This is a genomic window from Porphyromonas levii DSM 23370, from assembly GCF_000379925.1.
Lineage (GTDB): Bacteria > Bacteroidota > Bacteroidia > Bacteroidales > Porphyromonadaceae > Porphyromonas_A > Porphyromonas_A levii.
Genome location: NZ_KB904235.1, coordinates 1 through 18,849, shown reverse-complemented (window position 1 = coordinate 18,849; position 18,849 = coordinate 1). Strand labels below are relative to the sequence as shown.

General features: G+C 44.9%; 15 protein-coding genes, 4 tRNA genes, 1 pseudogene and 1 riboswitch. Of the genes and pseudogenes, 1 reads left to right on the top strand and 19 read right to left on the bottom strand.

Annotated elements, in window-relative coordinates; genetic code table 11:
* Nucleotides 1–31: 31 nt before the first annotated feature.
* The 19 genes from rpoB to A3GG_RS0102425 form a co-directional block, all read right to left on the bottom strand.
* Nucleotides 32–3,844: a DNA-directed RNA polymerase subunit beta gene (gene rpoB, locus A3GG_RS0102515; protein ID WP_026215555.1), complete on the bottom strand. Its 3,813-nt coding sequence runs from the start codon at nucleotides 3,842–3,844 to the stop codon at nucleotides 32–34.
* A 117-nt stretch (nucleotides 3,845–3,961) separates the two neighbouring features.
* Entirely contained in the window at nucleotides 3,962–4,336 is a 375-nt protein-coding gene (gene rplL / locus A3GG_RS0102510) for a 50S ribosomal protein L7/L12 (RefSeq protein WP_018357751.1), read from the bottom strand.
* 92 nt (nucleotides 4,337–4,428) lie between these two features.
* Nucleotides 4,429–4,974, bottom strand: coding sequence for a 50S ribosomal protein L10 (gene rplJ, locus A3GG_RS0102505; protein ID WP_018357750.1), 546 nt, complete (start codon nucleotides 4,972–4,974; stop codon nucleotides 4,429–4,431).
* Nucleotides 4,975–5,007: 33 nt separating this feature from the next.
* Nucleotides 5,008–5,709 carry a 50S ribosomal protein L1 gene (rplA, locus tag A3GG_RS0102500; RefSeq protein WP_018357749.1) on the bottom strand — a complete coding sequence of 234 codons (702 nt, stop codon included), beginning with the start codon at nucleotides 5,707–5,709 and terminating at the stop codon, nucleotides 5,008–5,010.
* A 20-nt stretch (nucleotides 5,710–5,729) separates the two neighbouring features.
* Nucleotides 5,730–6,176 carry a 50S ribosomal protein L11 gene (gene rplK / locus A3GG_RS0102495; protein ID WP_018357748.1) on the bottom strand — a complete coding sequence of 149 codons (447 nt, stop codon included), beginning with the start codon at nucleotides 6,174–6,176 and terminating at the stop codon, nucleotides 5,730–5,732.
* 156 nt (nucleotides 6,177–6,332) lie between these two features.
* Nucleotides 6,333–6,899: a transcription termination/antitermination protein NusG gene (gene nusG / locus A3GG_RS0102490; RefSeq protein ID WP_018357747.1), complete on the bottom strand. Its 567-nt coding sequence runs from the start codon at nucleotides 6,897–6,899 to the stop codon at nucleotides 6,333–6,335.
* A 43-nt stretch (nucleotides 6,900–6,942) separates the two neighbouring features.
* A complete protein-coding gene (secE, locus tag A3GG_RS0102485) occupies nucleotides 6,943–7,167 on the bottom strand; it encodes a preprotein translocase subunit SecE (protein WP_018357746.1) in 225 nt (74 codons plus the stop codon).
* Between the two features lie 33 nt (nucleotides 7,168–7,200).
* Nucleotides 7,201–7,273: transfer RNA gene (locus tag A3GG_RS0102480), tRNA-Trp, on the bottom strand.
* Between the two features lie 86 nt (nucleotides 7,274–7,359).
* Entirely contained in the window at nucleotides 7,360–8,547 is a 1,188-nt protein-coding gene (gene tuf, locus A3GG_RS0102475) for an elongation factor Tu (protein ID WP_018357745.1), read from the bottom strand.
* A 170-nt stretch (nucleotides 8,548–8,717) separates the two neighbouring features.
* A tRNA-Thr gene (locus A3GG_RS0102470) sits at nucleotides 8,718–8,789 on the bottom strand.
* Between the two features lie 16 nt (nucleotides 8,790–8,805).
* Nucleotides 8,806–8,878: transfer RNA gene (locus A3GG_RS0102465), tRNA-Gly, on the bottom strand.
* 50 nt (nucleotides 8,879–8,928) lie between these two features.
* Nucleotides 8,929–9,010, bottom strand: a tRNA-Tyr gene (locus A3GG_RS0102460).
* A 364-nt stretch (nucleotides 9,011–9,374) separates the two neighbouring features.
* The gene (locus A3GG_RS0102455; protein WP_018357744.1) at nucleotides 9,375–10,421 is read right to left on the bottom strand and encodes a 2-oxoacid:ferredoxin oxidoreductase subunit beta; all 1,047 of its coding nucleotides are present in this window, start codon (nucleotides 10,419–10,421) and stop codon (nucleotides 9,375–9,377) included.
* Between the two features lie 19 nt (nucleotides 10,422–10,440).
* Complete coding sequence (locus tag A3GG_RS0102450) at nucleotides 10,441–12,306, bottom strand: 2-oxoacid:acceptor oxidoreductase subunit alpha (RefSeq protein WP_018357743.1); 1,866 nt, start codon at nucleotides 12,304–12,306, stop codon at nucleotides 10,441–10,443.
* 22 nt (nucleotides 12,307–12,328) lie between these two features.
* Nucleotides 12,329–13,690: an aldehyde dehydrogenase family protein gene (locus tag A3GG_RS0102445; protein WP_018357742.1), complete on the bottom strand. Its 1,362-nt coding sequence runs from the start codon at nucleotides 13,688–13,690 to the stop codon at nucleotides 12,329–12,331.
* 28 nt (nucleotides 13,691–13,718) lie between these two features.
* Nucleotides 13,719–14,837: a 4-hydroxybutyrate dehydrogenase gene (locus tag A3GG_RS0102440; RefSeq protein ID WP_018357741.1), complete on the bottom strand. Its 1,119-nt coding sequence runs from the start codon at nucleotides 14,835–14,837 to the stop codon at nucleotides 13,719–13,721.
* A gap of 19 nt (nucleotides 14,838–14,856) precedes the next feature.
* Nucleotides 14,857–16,155: an acetyl-CoA hydrolase/transferase family protein gene (locus A3GG_RS0102435; RefSeq protein ID WP_018357740.1), complete on the bottom strand. Its 1,299-nt coding sequence runs from the start codon at nucleotides 16,153–16,155 to the stop codon at nucleotides 14,857–14,859.
* A gap of 27 nt (nucleotides 16,156–16,182) precedes the next feature.
* Nucleotides 16,183–16,482, bottom strand: a complete 300-nt coding sequence (locus A3GG_RS0102430) for a NifU family protein (RefSeq protein WP_018357739.1) — start codon at nucleotides 16,480–16,482, stop codon at nucleotides 16,183–16,185.
* Nucleotides 16,483–16,488: 6 nt separating this feature from the next.
* Entirely contained in the window at nucleotides 16,489–17,958 is a 1,470-nt protein-coding gene (locus A3GG_RS0102425; RefSeq protein ID WP_018357738.1) for a 4-hydroxyphenylacetate 3-hydroxylase family protein, read from the bottom strand.
* Between the two features lie 255 nt (nucleotides 17,959–18,213).
* Nucleotides 18,214–18,451: riboswitch (cobalamin riboswitch) on the bottom strand.
* A gap of 199 nt (nucleotides 18,452–18,650) precedes the next feature.
* On the opposite strand from A3GG_RS0102425, the pseudogene A3GG_RS0102420 reads away from it, so the two are divergent.
* Nucleotides 18,651–18,849, top strand: a pseudogene (locus tag A3GG_RS0102420) (IS5 family transposase); the annotation flags it as partial.

Sequence of the window (18,849 nt, the reverse complement as noted above, 5' to 3'; positions counted from 1 at the left end):
TTCTTTATATCAATAAGGGGTGTGCTGAATATCACTGTAGTTCGAAGCTTAGGCCAAGACCCTTAAGCTCGTTGAGCAGTACGTTGAGCGACTCAGGAATACCTGGAGTTGGCATTGGGCTACCCTTCACGATAGACTCGTAGGCCTTTGAACGACCTACAACGTCATCACTCTTAATGGTGAGCATCTCCTGTAGCACATGAGCTGCGCCATAAGCCTCTAGAGCCCACACCTCCATCTCTCCGAAACGCTGACCTCCGAACTGAGCCTTACCACCAAGTGGTTGCTGAGTAATCAGAGAGTAAGGACCAATAGAACGGGCGTGCATCTTATCGTCAACCATGTGACCTAGCTTGAGGAAGTAAGTAACACCAACAGTAGCAGGCTGATCAAAACGCTCACCAGTCTCACCATCGTATAGGTAGGTACGTCCATTGCGTGAAATACCAGCCTTATCTGTCCACTTGTTAAGGTCTTCAAGCGAAGCCCCATCGAAGATAGGGGTAGCAAACTTAACTCCTAACTTCTTACCAGCATAACCCAATACAGCCTCAAATATCTGACCAAGGTTCATACGAGATGGCACACCAAGCGGATTAAGACAGAGGTCTACCGGCGTACCGTCAGCGAGGAATGGCATATCTTCGGTACGAACCACCTTAGAAACGATACCCTTATTACCGTGACGACCTGCCATCTTATCACCGACCTGAATCTTACGTTTCTTAGCGATAAGCACCTTCGCATTCTGGATGATACCGTTAGGTAGTTCATCACCAAGAGTAGAGTCAAACTGTTTACGACGATAGTCACTCTCTATCTGCTTGAGCTTCTTGATATAATTTCCTAGGAGTTGACTGATTAGCATGTTACTCTCATCATCCTCTGTCCAATTGGCGAAACCAATCTCCTCGTAATTGAGCTGCTCAAGGATTGTGTTATTAAACTTAACCCCTTCAGCAACAACGACGGTGCCCATATAATCTTCTACGCCTCTACATAGTTTACGAGCTGTAAGCTTAGAGAGTTTAGAAATCATAGTCTTTCTGAGCTGATCCTTCTCACTTGCCTCATCCTCCTCAAGCTTCTTCTTAAGCTCACGGGTAGAAGTACGGCTATTCTGACCCTTCAAAATCTTAGAGAAGAGGAAGGTCTTGTAAACCACACCACTCAGAGATGGATTAGCCTTAAGAGACGCATCCTTTACATCACCTGCCTTCTCGCCGAAGATAGCGTGGAGCAACTTCTCCTCGGGTGTAGGATCACTTTCCCCCTTAGGGGTAATCTTACCCACTAGGATATCACCAGGATGTACTCTAGCACCGACCCTGATAATACCCCTCTCATCAAGATCCTTGGTAGCGTCTTCACTTACATTAGGAATATCACTAGTAAGCTCTTCTACACCACGCTTGGTTTCACGAACCTCTAGGTTGTATTCGTCTACATGTACAGAGGTAAAAAAGTCCTCACGAACCATACGCTCACTGAGCACGATAGCATCCTCATAGTTATATCCCTTCCAAGGCATATAGGCGACCATTACATTACGACCCAGTGCTAGCTCTCCGTTCTGAGTTGAATAACCCTCCGTAAGTATCTGACCTGCCTCAATTCTATCACCCTTCATCACGATTGGACGGAGGTCAATAGTAGTACTCTGATTCGTCTTTCGGAACTTTGGAAGCTTGTAAACGACTAAGTTATCGTCAAAGCTAACAAATTCCTCATCCTCGGTACGATCAATGCGCACTCTAATCTCGTTTGCATCTACATACTCAATCACTCCTGAATGATCTGAGGAAATCTGACTACGAGAGTCGTGGATCACGACACCCTCCAGACCAGTACCCACGATTGGAGCATCGGTTTGGATAAGTGGCACAGCCTGACGCATCATGTTAGATCCCATGAGTGCACGGTTAGCATCATCGTGCTCCAAGAATGGAATGAGCGAAGCTGCTATAGAAGCAATCTGCATAGGAGACACGTCCATAAGATCCACCTCTGATGGTGGTACTACAGGGAAGTCCGAACCATAGCGGCTCTTAACGGTATCTCTTATGAAAGCTCCCTGTTCATCTAGAGGTGCATTACCCTGACCCACAGTTTTATCCTCCTCTGCCTCGGCAGTATAATACTCTACACCCTCAGGAGAGAAATCCACCTTACCATCCACTACCTTACGGTATGGAGTAGAGATAAAGCCTAGTTCATTAATCTTTGCATACACGCAAAGAGAGTTAATCAAACCGATATTAGGACCCTCAGGTGTCTCGATAGGACAGAGACGACCATAGTGGGTATAGTGAACGTCTCGCACCTCAAAACCAGCACGATCACGACTGATGCCACCAGGACCAAGTGCTGAAAGCCTACGCTTGTGCGTAATCTCAGCAAGAGGGTTGGTTTGATCCATAAATTGCGAGAGTGGATTGGTTCCAAAGAATGAATTGACCACGCTCGATATAGTTTTAGCATTAATAAGGTATACAGGAGTAAACACCTCATTATCTCGTACATTCATACGCTCCCTTACGGTGCGTGCCATACGAGATAGACCTATACTAAATTGCTGTGAAAGCTGCTCGCCTACAGTGCGTACGCGACGATTACTCAAGTGATCGATATCATCGATAGCCGCTTTACCATTCTTCAGTGCAACTAGATACTGGATAATGGCAGAAATATCTTCATTAGTAAGAACCTTAATCGTATCATCAATTTCAAGGTTCAATTTCTTGTTAATACGATATCTACCTACGTCACCCAAATCATAACGCTTGTCTGAAAAGAAGAGGTTATTAATCACCTCCATCGCAGACTGCTCATCCACAGGATCCTGACTACGAAGCTGCTTATAGATATAATACACAGCTTCCTTTTGAGAGTTAGAAGGATCCTTTTGTAGTGTATTAGTAATTACACTATAGTCTAAACCAGTTTCAGAATCAGCCAGAAGAAGAATTGTCTTTGTACCGGACTCAAGAATGCGCTCGATATTATCCTCCGTGAGTTCCTCATCACGATCAAGAATAATTTCGTAACGGTCTAGAGAAACCACCTCACCAGTCTCCTCGTCAACAAGATCCTCTACCCAACTATTAAGAACACGTGCAGCAATCTTTCTCCCCACATGCTTATTGAGGTTGCTCTTTGTCACTTTAACCTCCTCGGCAATTCCAAAGAGATTAAGGATATCCTTATCAGCCTCATAACCTATCGCACGAAGAAGCGTAGTAACAGGAAGCTTCTTTTTACGATCGATATAAGCATACATTACATTACTGATATCAGTGGCAAACTCTATCCAAGAGCCCTTAAAAGGGATAACTCTTGCAGAAAAAAGCTTGGTACCATTGTTGTGTACGCTCTCACTAAAGAATACACCAGGTGAACGGTGCATCTGCGATACCACTACACGTTCCGCGCCATTAATAATAAAGGTACCTTGTGGAGTCATGTATGGAATCTGTCCCAAATACACATCCATTACTGAGGTATCAAAGTCCTCATGATCAGGATCTGTACAGTACAGCTTCATCTTAGCTTTCAAAGGTACATTATAGGTGAGACCTCTAGTAAAGCACTCCTCTATGGTGTACCTTGGTGGGTCAATGAAATAATCCAAGAACTCCAGCACAAAGTTGTTGCGCGTGTCATGGATAGGGAAGTTCTCCATAAAAACTTTATAGAGACCCTCATTTTTTCGCTGATCAGATGGAGTATCAAGCTGCATGAAGTCACGGAATGACTGCAACTGTATATCCAGGAAGTCTGGGAATTCCAGAGGGTTCTTAATCGAAGCGAAACTTATTCTCTGTGTACTATTTCTTGGGGACATAAAAAACCTTAAAAAGCCAAAAACGAACAAAGACACGAAAAGGTTAAGAACCCACTACCTATTTTTCGTGGGTTCTTAACCATCACCTGTATATTCTACAGGGAGAACAAAGTGAGATTACTGAATCTCTACCTCTGCACCAGCCTCCTCAAGAGCAGCCTTAAGTGCATCAGCCTCAGCCTTGTCTACACCCTCCTTAAGCTTAGAAGGAGCGCCATCAACTAGATCCTTAGCCTCCTTTAGACCAAGGCCCATATGCTCCTTAACAGCCTTAACGACCTGTAGCTTAGCAGCACCAGCAGACTTAAGAACTACATCAAATGCAGTCTTCTCTTCTGCAGCATCACCAGCAGCAGCAGGACCAGCAGCAACAGCAACAGCTGCAGCAGCAGGCTCGATGCCATACTCGTCCTTAAGGATATTCTTTAGCTCAGAAACCTCGATTACAGTTAGGTTTACTAGTTGTTCAGCAATAGCTTTGATATCTGCCATAATCTTATATATGTAAATATGGTATTTATACTTTAAAATTAAATCTTATTTCATGGAGTGACCTCCACGTCAGTTATATTGTCGATGGTCAATCAAACGCGCTCTTCGAGCGTCTTGAGTAGACCATGGATAGTACCACCAGCTGAATCCAGTGCAGAAACCACACCTTGGATTGGACCATCGAGAAGGGATAGGATATCGCCGATAAGCTCCTCCTTGCTCTTCACGTTTACAAGTGCCTCTAGCTTGTCAGCACCGAGATACAGACTCTCCTGTACGTATGCAGCCTTAAACTCAGGCTTTGCCTTCTTGTCAGCATCTGCAGGCTTATTCTCCTTAACGAAATCTTTAATCAAGCGAGCTGGTACATTTGCAGTCTCAGCAAACATGATTGCAGTATTTCCTTTTAGGTACTCAAAGATAGGAGAGAACTTCTCCTCATCAATCTGAGTAAGCGCAACACGTACAAGTGAATTCTTAACCATCATCAGCTTCACTCCCTTATCGAAGCAAAGACGACGAAGACCACTTGTCTTATCAGCTGGGAGCGCCTCTATGTCGACTAGGTAGAAATTTGGATATTGCTCTACCAGACCGACTAGGTCGCTAACTACTGATGATTTCTTTTCCTTATTCATATACTATGCGTGTCTCCTTTTCTCTGGTGTTAGTTACTCTTTCACATCAACGGAGCGAGGATCCACCTTGATACCTGGGCTCATAGTACTTGACAGGAAGATACTCTTGATATAAGTACCTTTAGCAGCACTTGGCTTTAGCTTAACAAGCGTATTGATAAACTCTCTAGCGTTATCGCTAATCTTATCAGCGGTGAAAGACACCTTACCGATAGAGGTATGAACAATACCAGCTTTATCTACCTTAAAGTCGATCTTACCTTGCTTTACTTCACGCACAGCAGTACCTACTTCGTTAGTTACAGTACCACTCTTAGGGTTAGGCATAAGTCCACGAGGACCTAGGACACGACCGAGTGCACCAATCTTACCCATCACAGATGGCATAGTAATGATCACATCGATATCAGTCCAACCACCCTTAATCTTTTCGATATACTCGTCCAGACCTACGTAGTCAGCACCAGCCTCTTTAGCTTCAGTCTCCTTGTCAGCAGTACACAGTACCAGCACCCTTGTCTCCTTACCAGTTCCGTGGGGTAGTGATACTACGCCACGTACCATTTGGTTAGCCTTACGTGGGTCAATGCCAAGACGGACATCCACATCCACAGAAGCATCGAACTTTGTAGTAGTAATCTCCTTAACAAGAGATGATGCTTCCGATAGTGTGTATACCTTTCCAGGCTCAATCTTACTCAGGGCCAACTTCTGATTTTTAGTCAGTTTACTCATAATTCATCAATTGGTCTTGATTATTGAACATCCTCTGGAAAAGCGCCCTTCACAGCGATACCCATACTTCTAGCTGTACCAGCTACCAATTTCATTGCACTTGCAATAGTAAAGCAGTTAAGGTCAGGCATCTTATCCTGAGCAATAGCTTTTACATCGTCCCAAGTGATGGTAGCAACCTTTTTTCGGTTAGGCTCAGCACTACCGCTCTTCTTCTTAGACTTCTCAAGTAGCTGTACTGCTACAGGAGGAGTCTTTACAACGAAGTCAAATGACTTATCGCTGTAGTAAGTAATGACTACAGGTAGAACCTTACCAGCCTGATCCTGGGTTCTGGCGTTGAACTGCTTACAGAAGTCCATGATATTGATTCCCTTAGAACCAAGTGCAGGACCTACAGGAGGAGAAGGATTAGCAGCTCCACCTTTGATTTGCAGTTTAAGCTGACCAGCAACTTCTTTTGCCATGATTAAACACTTTTTCTTATTAAAAACTCACTCGTAGAAAAGTACATTCAAGTACATAGGTTCATCGCCTTCGCCTCAGCGACACTACTACCAGACGACTTGTAGCATTTACAACTACTTTGGTAACACCGTCCTCAGAGTAGACTGATCCCCTAGTTATGGCATACTCTCCTTTTCCACTTGCACGAAATCCACCTCCATAGAGGTCTCTCTGCCAAACACTTTGACAAGTATCTTTAAGCGCTTACGATCCGAAAGCACCTCAGTAACTTCACCGAAAAAGCCTGAGAAAGGCCCGAAGACCACCTTCACACGCTCGCCTTCAATGAAGTTCAGTTCGCTACTATCCAAAGATTCTGGAAGAGTATCAATAAGCTTCTTGATCTCGTCAACATCCCTTTGGCTCAAAACCTCAGGATTATCATCGTCTAAGCCCAAAAAACCTAATACATTAGGAATACGACGAAGAGTAAACTTCGTTTCACCCACCAAACGAGCCTGCACGAACACATATCCAGAGTAATAAGGACGAGTACGCTCAACTCTACCACCCTTAGCTGTCTTATTCAGCTGGTAGTAGGTTTCCATTGGCACTAATACTTCACCTACATGCTCTCTAAGCACAGGCACAGCATCCCTCATGCTCTCGATATAATCAGCTACGTCCTTTTCCTTACCAGTAATGGTACGAAGGACGTAGTAATGCATCTGCTGGTCTTCCATCAAAATAAACTTCAATAGTAGCTATAAATTTCTCTCCTAACAATTAGGCAAGAAATCCGTAAATACTAGTCATAATAAATTCGAACGCCTTGTCCACCAAGAAAATGAATACTGACATAACTATGGAAGCAAATAGAACCAGTATTGCACTGCTCGAAAGCTCCTTCTTGGTAGGCCAAGTCACCTTATAACGCAACTCTTCAAAAGAATCGCGAACGTAAGAGACAGCTCTTACAAAGAAATTGGATTTCTTCTCTGGGTTAGCCATATAACCGTTGTATCTTATATACCTATAAAAAAGCACGGGCAGTAAGATTCGAACTCACGACACCTGGTTTTGGAGACCAGTGCTCTACCAGCTGAGCTATGCCCGTGTATAAGAAGTGATAAAGCGGGGGAGAGTGGCTCTCCCCCACTCCATACACTTCAATTATTATTTTCTCTGTCTTCCGACCTAATATTAGTCAAGAAGCTCAGTGATCTGACCAGCACCTACTGTACGACCACCCTCGCGGATTGCGAAGCGAAGACCGATGTTACAAGCTACTGGATAGATAAGTTCTACCTCGATAGTTACATTATCACCAGGCATTACGATCTCCTGACCCTCTGGAAGAGTGATCTCACCAGTTACGTCAAGCGTACGGATGAAGAACTGTGGACGATACTTGTTCTTAAATGGAGTGTGACGACCACCCTCTTCCTTCTTAAGTACATACACCTCAGCCTTGAAACGAGAGTGTGGCTTCACACTACCTGGCTTACAGAGTACCATACCACGCTTAATCTCATCCTTATCGATACCACGAAGGAGAAGACCTACGTTATCTCCAGCCTCACCAGTATCAAGAATCTTACGGAACATCTCTACACCAGTGATTACAGACTTCATCTTGTCTGCACCAAGACCAATGATATCAACCTCGTCACCAGTATTAACAACACCAGTTTCGATACGACCAGTTGCTACAGTACCACGACCAGTGATTGAGAATACATCCTCTACTGGCATTAGGAATGGCTTATCGATATCACGTGGAGGAAGTGGAATCCAAGCATCAACCTGCTCCATAAGATCACGGACTGACTGCTCCCACTTAGCTTCGCCATTGATAGCACCAAGAGCAGAACCGCGAACTATAGGAGTGTTATCGCCATCGAACTCATAGAAACTAAGAAGCTCACGCATCTCCATCTCCACGAGATCAAGCATCTCCTCATCGTCAACCATATCACACTTGTTCATGAACACAACTAGACGAGGCACGTTCACCTGACGAGCTAGAAGGATGTGCTCACGAGTCTGTGGCATAGGACCATCTGTAGCAGCAACCACGATGATTGCACCATCCATCTGAGCAGCACCAGTTACCATGTTCTTTACATAGTCGGCGTGACCAGGGCAGTCAACATGTGCATAGTGGCGGTTAGCAGTCTCATACTCTACGTGAGAGGTGTTGATAGTAATACCACGCTCCTTCTCCTCTGGTGCGTTATCGATAGAATCGTAAGAGCGAAGCTCAGTGAAACCATCCTTTGCAAGCACAGTAGTAATAGCAGCAGTAAGAGTAGTCTTACCGTGATCCACGTGACCTATCGTACCGATATTCACGTGTGGCTTCGACCTGTTAAAATGTTCTTTTGCCATAGTTCAATAACAATAAAATATATTTGAGTTTATATTACATCTCAGTCAAGACGCAAGAAGCAACAGCAACACTCTAAGGCATTCTACCATTCTCTTAGCGCAGAGTTAAGTATCATCTATACGACTCTCTACGCACCCACTCCACGCACCTTGTCCCTCATATTCTCTTGAGCCGATGCCGGGATTTGAACCCGGGACCTCTTCCTTACCAAGGAAGTGCTCTACCACTGAGCTACATTGGCAATCACAAACAATGTGAGCGGAAGACGGGGCTCAAACCCGCGACCCTCAGCTTGGAAGGCTGATGCTCTATCAACTGAGCTACTTCCGCAAACTTCCCAAAACGCCCGCTTACACGCAGAACATCTTTAAGACCTATAGTGGGCAGTGATGGATTCGAACCACCGAAGGCTAAGCCAGCTGAGTTACAGTCAGCCCCATTTGGCCACTCTGGTAACTGCCCATTACAGCGCCTACATTCCTAGCAAACCTTGCCAAGCAAGTATTGTAGGCTGAACTGGTTGCAAAGATACGCAACTTATTTCTTTCCACCAAACATTTCCCAAAGTTTTTTGATCCTACTCATTATATCCTCCACACAATATAATATAAATACACACTATACAGAGGAGGTCCCACACTAACCAATAAGGATATAATAAGGAATAATACGCACCATGAGCAAATCGGGAACAAAGTAAATAATGCTCTCGCATATATAACGATGGCGGCACAGTTACGCAACTATGCCACCACCTCACAACTCTCTCTGCAGTTATCCAATATCGTATCTACAATTGCGTTAGCATAGGACTGCAGTTAGTAACTCACTCTACAACCCAACGAGTGAGATGATTTAGATGTTTCTGGATATCCTGATCAGGATTACGCTCTTGTACCTCAATCAATTGCTGAGACACTTCAAAATCATATGCTGGAGCCTCTACATCCCGAATTACTCCGAGGGCAATTGGCATCCCTGGCTGGGTATGCATCATTGCCAGCAAAGAGTGCAACACATGATTTTGCGTAGTCGCATCGTGCACCAGAATATCTTCTAGTTTCACACCATTCTCTCCAATTGTCACGCTCTTGAGTTCAAAGCCCTCCAAAACAAGACCTTTATTACGATCCTTACCGTAAATCATAGGCTCGCCTTGCTTGAGCACAATGGTCATATCGTCACGCACTTCCTTATCGGAATACTGCTTATGGATACCATTATTAAAGATAACACAATTGACCAAAGCCTCCACAACAGCCGCACCTCTGTGCTTTGCTGCCGAGAGCAAACAATCCTTAGTAAGCGCCAACTCTACGTCAATAGTACGAGCGAAGAAGTTTCCCCTTGCACCCAAAACCAATTCCGCTGGGATAAAAGGGTCTTCCACCGTACCAAATGGAGAAGACTTAGATACAAACCCTCTATCACTTGTAGGAGAATATTGCCCTTTGGTAAGGCCATAAATCTTATTATTCATAAGGATGATATTAAGATCTACATTACGCCTAATCGCATGGATAAAGTGGTTACCGCCAATTGCCAGAGCATCGCCATCGCCAGATACAGACCACACACTGAGGTTTGGATTACTTACCTTGACACCAGTGGCGATAGAAGATCCACGTCCGTGAATCGTATGCATACCATAAGTGTTCATATAGTATGTCAGACGAGACGAACACCCGATACCACTCACAACCACTGTCTCATGAGGAGCGACACCAAGCTCTGCCATCGCCTTATGAAGTGAATTGAGGATGGCATGGTCGCCACATCCTGGACACCACTTCACAGGACCAGCACTCTTAAAGTCCCTTGGCTCGTACTTTAGACCATTGGGTTTTGCCCCGTTTACCTGATTTATCTTCATTGCATTATACTCCTACTAGTTATTTATTGCTGCCATTTAGGATCTGATTGACAAAGTCAACAATACCTTCGACCTTCAAAGGCTGTCCCTCAACCTTATTGTATCTAAAGATATTGAGACCGCTGATCTGACCAGAAATGAACTGAGCAAATTGACCCATACTCTGCTCAACAATAACGATATTCTTATATCGTCTGAGAACTTCCTCAGTATTCTTAGGTAGTGGATTGATAAACTTGAAGTGAGTCATTGCCACGCCTCTACCATCCTTCTCCATTTGGTCTACAGCAGAAAGGATATGTCCATACGTACTACCCCAACCAACAACGAGAGTATCTGCCGATTCATCACCATAAACTTCGAGTAATGGAAGTTCCTCAGCAATACGTGCAATCTTTTCCTGACGGAATTGAACCATCTTGCTATGGTTCGTTGGCTCAGTACAGATAGCTCCAGTATCGCTGTGCTTCTCGAGACCACCAACACGGTGCATGTACCCCTCTGAACCAGGGACAGCCCAGTACCGAACGAGGCTCTTCTCGTCACGCATATAAGGAGTCCAAGGTTTATCTCCCTTGTAATACTCCTGTACATAACGTGGAGTGATAGTAGGATAAGTGCTTAAGTCAGGTATTCTCCAAGCCGAAGCACCATTACCAATAAAGGCATCTGTGAGCAATATCACAGGAGTCATGTGCTCAACAGCAATCTTAGCAGCAGTAAATGCGGCGTCGAAGCAGTCATTAGGCGAAGTCGCTGCAATCACCACTAATGGACTCTCTCCATTACGTCCATGTAACGCCTGTAGGAGGTCTGTCTGCTCACTCTTGGTGGGCAAACCAGTAGAAGGACCACCTCTCATCACATCGATAAGGACAAGTGGTAGCTCTGCCATCACCGTATAGCCCAGCGCTTCACTCTTAAGAGCGAGACCCGGACCAGACGTTGTGGTCACAGCCAGCGATCCAGCATAAGAGGCTCCGATAGCAGTACAAATACCCGAGATCTCATCCTCTGCTTGCACCGTCTTAACCCCGAGATGCTTTAGCTTAGCCAATTCATGAAGGATATCTGTAGCAGGAGTGATAGGATAACTACCGAGGAATAGACCTAGACCAGCCTTATCTGCTGCAGCCACCAAACCATAAGCGGTTGCAGTGTTACCGTTGATATCGGTATAATTGCCTGGCTTCTGATCACGCCCTTCGATACGATAGGTAGTGGTCGTAGCATGGATATTATGCCCATAGTTATATCCATCGGTAAGAATCTTCAGATTGGCTTTGAGTGCCTCCTGTTTCTTTGAGAACTTCTTCTGGAGCTGCTGCTCTGCTGGTGCTATCTCTTTATTATACAGCCAGAGAATAAGACCTAGAGCAAACATATTTTTACTCCTATCAATAGCCCTCACGTCCATACCTGTATCCTTGAGACCATCTCGAACCATCTCAGAGATAGGCACTTCAAGCACCTGAACATGGTTCAGTCCAAGCTCTGTAAATGGATTGTCCGTCTTGTATTCTCCCTTTTTCAGCCCCGCTTCATCGAAAGCACTGCTATCAATGATAATGGTAGCTGTTTCCTTGATATTCTTGGTATTGACCTTGAGAGCCGAGGGGTTCATGGCGACCAATACATCTGCATAGTCACCAGGAGTATAGACCCCTTCAGTTCCGATACGCACTTGGAATCCCGATACGCCCCCAAGGCTACCCTTTGGAGCACGAATCTCCGCAGGGTAGTCAGGGAATGTTGATATCTGATTGCCCAATATTGCAGAGACATCAGAGAAGATTGAGCCAGTTAGCTGCATACCGTCTCCAGAGTCTCCTGCAAATCGTACTACCACATCATTTAGTACCTGGACACTTGGCTTTTCGTTCATAATATATTCTTTTTCCTTCGCTTTAGTTCATTGCCCAGATCTCTTCGTCTGTTGGCACAGTGATAGTTGTGGACATGCGTGCGATACGCGTGATATTCATGAGGTGCTTGTAAGTTAGGTTCTCTGAGATAGAGTTGTTACCCCAGCTACCGCAACCCAAAGTGGTGGTTACTGACAAACCGTTCTGAATAGAACCACCTGCCGTAATAGAGCAAGGTGCATTCACAATAAGGCGAGACACCTTAATATCATTACCTGCCTTGATAATATTACCTTGGTTATTAGAATGGATACCTGCAGAGTGACCGCTACCCTCCATATTGAGGTTCTCATTAGCGATAGCGATAGCCTCGTCAAAGTGCTGGTAAGGCAGACAAGTCATAACTGGGCACATCTTCTCCTTACAGATAAGGTCGGCAGTAGCTACTCCCTTGGCAGGCACTACGAGGATACGAGTTCCCTCTGGAATCTCTATACCAATCATCTTAGCGATGATCTCAACATCCTTACCAACTACATCGCGATTGATAGCGTTATTCTTGAAGATGGTATTCACAGCCTGGTCATGATACTCTTCAGGAACGAAGTAAGCACCATTACGCTTGAATGCACCGAAGATCTCTTCCTTATATTTCTCAGGATAGATGAAGCACTGCTCACCAGAGCAAATGATACCATTGTCGAAAGACCTACCTCTGATAATGATATCAGCAGCTTCGTCGAAGTCATTGATATTCTCATCGATGATTACCTGCACATTACCTGCACCTACACCGAAAGAAGGTTTTCCAGATGAGTAAGCAGAGTGCACCATACCCATACCACCAGTAGCGACTACTACATCCACTAGCGACATAAGCTCCTGAGTCTCATCAAGACCTGGAGTCTCTAGATACTGTACCAAGTTCTCAGGCACCTTTAGCTCTTTTAGCTTTGCCTTGATAAGCTCTATCGTATGCCCTGAGCAATTCTTTGAGCGTGGGTGAGGTGAAACGATAATAGCATTCTTTGCCTTCAGTGCGAAAGCGATATTTGCCATTGGGGTCACGATAGGATTGGTTGTAGGAGTGATTGCACATACAACACCCACAGGCTTAGCAATCTTCATAAGACCTGTACCTTCCTCAACACCTATTACACCCATTGTCTTCTTGCCCTGAAGGTTACTCCAAACGCCCTTAGACTTATTGCGGTTCTTAGCTACCTTATCTTCGTAGCGACCCATACCAGTCTCATCTACGGCCTCACGAGCTAGCATTTCGGCATTGTCATAAACCACCTTACAGAGCTCCTTTACTACATGGTCTGTACTCTGCTGGTCGAACTTCCTCTCAAACTCCTGCTGTGCCACCCTTGCGAGTGCCACCATCTCCTTAATATCCATAATGTTAGTATAATGTTGATTATTTTGGCTAGAACAATTTCTTATAAATATCTCTTATTTCATCCCTAGTCAGAGGCACATAGTTATTGGCAAGAAGCCTCTGCTGAGTAGCTATTACAGCATCTGCGAAGCCCTCAATCTCCTCCTCCTTCATACCATAGGTATGGAGCTCGTTCTTAGAGATAAGTGCTGACAAAAGCTTATCCATCTCGGCGAACACCTCAGATGGCTCACACACAAGCTCCTTAGCGAGCTTCTCTTTGAGCTCCACAATACGACCATTAGGCTCCTTCTGCTCATAGACCATGAATACCTCGGTAAAGAACTGATAGTTGGCCTCACCGTGAGGAACATGGTAAGCACCACCTAGAGGATATGAAAGCGCATGGACTGCTCCCACGCCAGCATTACCGAAAGCGATACCTGCAAAGTTACTTGCCATAATCATCTCTCCCATAGCACTAAAGCGGAAGGTCTCTCCACGTTCCTTGATTTTACGGAAGACATCGATGATAATGCGCCAAGCCGCCTCACTAAATATCTCAGTGTATGGATTAGCCTTAGGAGACACGTATGCCTCTACTGCGTGAATCAGTGCATCGATTGCACTACATGCGTAGAACTTAAATGGCAATCCCTTAAGTAGCTCAGGGATAATCACTGCATTATCAGCTACGATAGCATCATCGGCAAGACCCATCTTGGTCCCCCTACTCTTTATCTCTGCAATAGAGATATTAGTTACCTCACTACCAGTACCACAAGTAGTAGGCACTACGATAAGCTGCTTGCCCTTCTCTAGTGGCAGCTTGCGGTCAAAGGCAAGTAACACATCATCCTTGAGTCCCTTGAGCACAAAGAGCTTAGAGATATCTATTACAGTACCACCACCAATAGCGATGACTCTATCAAACTCCTTGTCTTGCACGTCATGGAGTATCTTATTCATCATCTCGTCGGATGGCTCTCCCACACCATACTTCTCCTGCATCACGAAGTGACACTTGAGGTTACAAGCCTTCATAAAAGGCTCATATAGGAAGTCATTGGTGATTACCAAATCTCTCTCTCCAAGATTGAAAGCCTCTGCAAACTCTGCGAATGACTCGAAGCGATCAATAGTCGTCTTTAGCTTGAATAGTTGCATATTAGTATATAGAAATAGATTATTTTTCAAACCTTTCGGCATAAGCTGCCTCTAGCTCTGCCCTAAACTGTGGATGAGCGATAGCGATAAGAGCCTTGGCTCTCTCCCGTAGGGTTTTGCCTTTGAGCTTAGCAATACCATACTCTGTCACAATATAGTCCACATCGTTGCGTGGGGTAGTCACTGCTGCGCCCTCTGCGATAAGTGGCACGATACGTGATAAGGCACCACGGCTTGCTGTAGATGGCATAGCAATAATGCTTCTACCGCCCTTAGATCTTGCAGCTCCACGAACGAAGTCTACCTGACCACCAGGACCGCTAATCTGTCGCAACCCGATACTCTCCGAGACGACTTGCCCCATGAGGTCAACCTCCACACAGCTATTGATGCTCACCACATTGTCATTCTGTGCGATCACAAAAGGATCATTGACATAGTCCACAGGATACATCTCCACACTATCATTGCCATTAACGAAGTCATAGAGTGCCTGAGTACCCATCAAGAAGGTAGCTACAATCTTTCCAGGATTTATCTGCTTACGACTACCATTGATGACCCCTGCATTCACTAGCTCTAGAATACCATCAGAGACCATCTCGGAGTGGATACCAAGATCTTTCTTGTCCTTTAGGAATAGCAGTACAGCATCAGGGATGGCACCAATACCTAGCTGAAGGGTGTCGCCATCCTTTACAAGCTGGGCACAGTTCTTTCCTATAGCTTCTTCTACCTCCTTTATCTCTGTTGGGGCAATAGTATGCAGCGGATAATCCGCCTTTACGATATAATTTATTTTAGAGATGTGAATGAGATTATCACCGCCTACAAACGGCATCTGACGATTCATCTCTGCAATCACAATCTTAGCATTCTGGGCTGCTGGCTTGGTGTAATCACATGAAACACCGTAGCTACAATACCCTTCTTCGTTAGGATAAGAGACCTGTATCAGAGCTACATCAGGATCCAATAGCTCTCCTGGAGCCATCAGACTAGGCACCTCAGAGAAGTACCCAGGGAAGAAGTCTACTCTCCCCTCCTTCATGGCCTGTCTCATATTTCCACCAATAAAGTTGGTAATATGATGCAGATGCCCCTCCATCTCAGGAGCATTGCAAATACCTTTACCCAGTGTGAGCATGTGGAATACCCTCACATTGTGGTACGCTTCGTAATTATTGATTAGCGCATCCACACACAATTGTGGTGCTCCAGCGGCATGTGCCACGACCACTAGATCGTTGTCTTTTATGTGTGCAACCGCCTCTTCCGCAGTGACCTGCGGAACATTATCTAAGTTGTTCCAGTCCATATAATCGGTTGGAAATATGATATTTAACTATCTACGAATAATCTTCAGAGCCTCTTGGATTAAATTCCGACTTACTCCTCTATCTACCTCTACCTTGAGAGATGGGACTCCAAGACTCTCCTGCACAGCCTGCAAGATAACTTCCTCAATGGTATCACTGAGTGAAGGACAAGATTGGCAAGCGCCCGAGACTTTTAGCCTCACGGTAGTACCCTCGATATCTATGAGATGTATGTCGCCCCCATGTGCTTGCAGACGAGGTCTAACTCGTTCTGCAAGCACGGCGGCAACAGTTTCTTGGGATATATGAGTATTGATGTCTTGCATTTCAGTTTACTTCTCCCTACTATCTAGAGAGGTGTCTACTCCTGCGATGTTCCTAGCCAATTGTTTCTTAGCCTCCATATTGCACTGGCGAGAAATCATAATACGCTGAGCTTGTGGCGAACCAGCACCGTGTAGGCTCTCTGTACGATAACCCACTGCAGCAGTACCGAGGGTAAGGTTTTCAATAAGGCGAAGCACACGCATACGATTAACAGTAGCAGTACCCTTAGCACCTACCAAGTATTTCTTGATGATTGGACCAAGTTCATCGTGCTTAAGGTCGGCCTCAGATGGCATGGTCACCATCAGACCACCAGCGATATCCTCAGCCAGACGAGTAATCTCGTAAGGCAGACGGGTAACATTCTGCTTGCAGACATTGGCAAGAAGCATATCAATCAGATAGTTACCTGATGCTGTAGGCTTACCCTCGGCAGAACATGCGATACCGCAGCTATAGAGGGTCTCATTGAGGTGTACCATCTCTATCAGCTTATCCTTGATATGTGAAGCCTTTGGTACACCATTATAGTCGGCAGCAAGTGCAGCAGCACCGATAAGTACATCACCTACACCTACCTTACATCCACCGTAAGACTGTCTGTGGTAACCAGCAAAACGCTCTACCAGCATATTAGAGAACTGATACTCACGGCACATAAAGATACGATCATTAGGAACGAAGACATGATCCATTACGAAGAGTGTCTCATGACCACCGAACTGAGCGTTACCAAGGTCTATCTCCGCTCCTGGCTCCATCTTCCTAGTATCGCAAGACTGACGACCATATATGATGGTCACACCCTCAGCGTCACTTGGGATAGCGAAAGAAACTGCATAGTCTGCATCCTCCTCCTTCATGGTGCAAGTAGGCATGATAAGATGCTCATGAGAATTAACTGAACCAGTCTGGTGTGCTTTAGCACCAGTAACGACGATACCGTCGGGGCGAATCTCATCGATATGAACGTATAGGTCTGGATCCTCTTGCTGAGATGGAGAGAAGTTACGATCACCCTTAGGGTCGGTCATAGCACCGTCTACTACGAGGTCATTCTCCTGCACATACTCAAGGTATTTCTTGAAGCGCTGGTGGTAGTCAGTACCCAAGGCCTCATCCATCTCATAAGTGGTACTCCATACAGCGTTGAAGGCATCCATACCCACGCAGCGCTGGAAACATGAAGCAGTCTTCTGACCCAAAAGGCGCTGCATCTTTACCTTATTCACGAGGTCCTCAGTACTCATATGGATATGACAGAATCGGTTGATCTTCTTACCTGTGAGGCAAGAAGTAGCCGTCATCACATCCTTGTACTCATCTTGCTGTGCAAGCTCATAGGTCATAGCCAATGAGTTGAGGGATGGTCTGATCATAGGATGGTCTACTGGGTTATCGATCTTCTTACCCATAAACCATACGTTTAGATTTAGCTTTCTCAGGCTCTCAATGTACTCTTCTCTTGTCTTCATATCAGTACTTCTTAGAGTGGTTTGTATCAATATATCTACTACTATTCAGTCACCATCATTTTTTGCTAGGAGATATAATCGAAACACTAAAAAGACTAGATACAGAGCCAGATACCAAATGCCACTAGATTCCTTTCGACAAGGAATGTACGGGTTTGCTATAAGAAGCAATGATGCTCCTCTGCTAGTAGCAACAACAAAAACTCAGTCTTAGTACAAATGTCGTGTTTTGCCTTCAAATCCCCGAAAACAAAAAAACCATCATCCAAAAAGGCAGGTCTTCTGACTCATTCTGTCAACCAAGGTTGTCGCTTTGCAGTCTCCCCATGAATCGCCCACCTTACGGAGGCTCTATCCACAGTGACTTTATAGAAGGCAAAGCTGTCTTACAGAATATACAGCTGAGGGCTCAGTCCCAGACTCTCACTGGGTTCCCTTTTCAATTGAAGCGCATGGGTTACGCACCACAATCACCTTTTCGGGGTCAAAGTTAGGCATTTATTACTAATTAGCCAAACTTTTCAGCAATTATCTACCACAGCCCTCACTTTCCCCTATTTTCACCCAATATTTAAGGTTTGCTAGAGAATATACAGAGACTGTTGCACAAAAAACTGCGTTAAACACTTGTTTATCTCATTGGTTATCAGTATATTTGTATATGTTTAACAAGGAATAATTACTGATTCCATATGTCTTTCAAGAGTACATCCAACGATAATCCAAGTTTTGTAGAAGTTTTCACAGAGCAGAGACGAGCCAAAGCACGTAATGGCTTCTTAGAGCAAGTTGATATTCTTATTGACTGGCGCCCCATACAGACCTTTATCAATAAAAAGCTCAATAAGAGAGCAGAAGCACAAGGGGAGCCCACCTATGATGGTGTTCTGA

Bases quoted from the DNA above. Each gene is read 5' to 3' on its own strand.
- rpoB (WP_026215555.1), bottom strand. From the start codon at position 3,844: ATGTCCCCAAGAAATAGTACACAGAGAATAAGTTTCGCTTCGATTAAG.
- secE (WP_018357746.1), bottom strand. From the start codon at position 7,167: ATGGCTAACCCAGAGAAGAAATCCAATTTCTTTGTAAGAGCTGTCTCT.
- rplK (WP_018357748.1), bottom strand. From the start codon at position 6,176: ATGGCAAAAGAAGTTGCTGGTCAGCTTAAACTGCAAATCAAAGGTGGA.
- A3GG_RS0102425 (WP_018357738.1), bottom strand. From the start codon at position 17,958: ATGAAGACAAGAGAAGAGTACATTGAGAGCCTGAGAAAGCTAAATCTA.
- tuf (WP_018357745.1), bottom strand. From the start codon at position 8,547: ATGGCAAAAGAACATTTTAACAGGTCGAAGCCACACGTGAATATCGGT.
- rplA (WP_018357749.1), bottom strand. From the start codon at position 5,709: ATGAGTAAACTGACTAAAAATCAGAAGTTGGCCCTGAGTAAGATTGAG.
- nusG (WP_018357747.1), bottom strand. From the start codon at position 6,899: ATGGAAGACCAGCAGATGCATTACTACGTCCTTCGTACCATTACTGGT.
- A3GG_RS0102450 (WP_018357743.1), bottom strand. From the start codon at position 12,306: ATGAACGAAAAGCCAAGTGTCCAGGTACTAAATGATGTGGTAGTACGA.
- A3GG_RS0102440 (WP_018357741.1), bottom strand. From the start codon at position 14,837: ATGCAACTATTCAAGCTAAAGACGACTATTGATCGCTTCGAGTCATTC.
- A3GG_RS0102430 (WP_018357739.1), bottom strand. From the start codon at position 16,482: ATGCAAGACATCAATACTCATATATCCCAAGAAACTGTTGCCGCCGTG.
- rplJ (WP_018357750.1), bottom strand. From the start codon at position 4,974: ATGAATAAGGAAAAGAAATCATCAGTAGTTAGCGACCTAGTCGGTCTG.
- A3GG_RS0102455 (WP_018357744.1), bottom strand. From the start codon at position 10,421: ATGAAGATAAATCAGGTAAACGGGGCAAAACCCAATGGTCTAAAGTAC.
- A3GG_RS0102435 (WP_018357740.1), bottom strand. From the start codon at position 16,155: ATGGACTGGAACAACTTAGATAATGTTCCGCAGGTCACTGCGGAAGAG.
- A3GG_RS0102445 (WP_018357742.1), bottom strand. From the start codon at position 13,690: ATGGATATTAAGGAGATGGTGGCACTCGCAAGGGTGGCACAGCAGGAG.
- rplL (WP_018357751.1), bottom strand. From the start codon at position 4,336: ATGGCAGATATCAAAGCTATTGCTGAACAACTAGTAAACCTAACTGTA.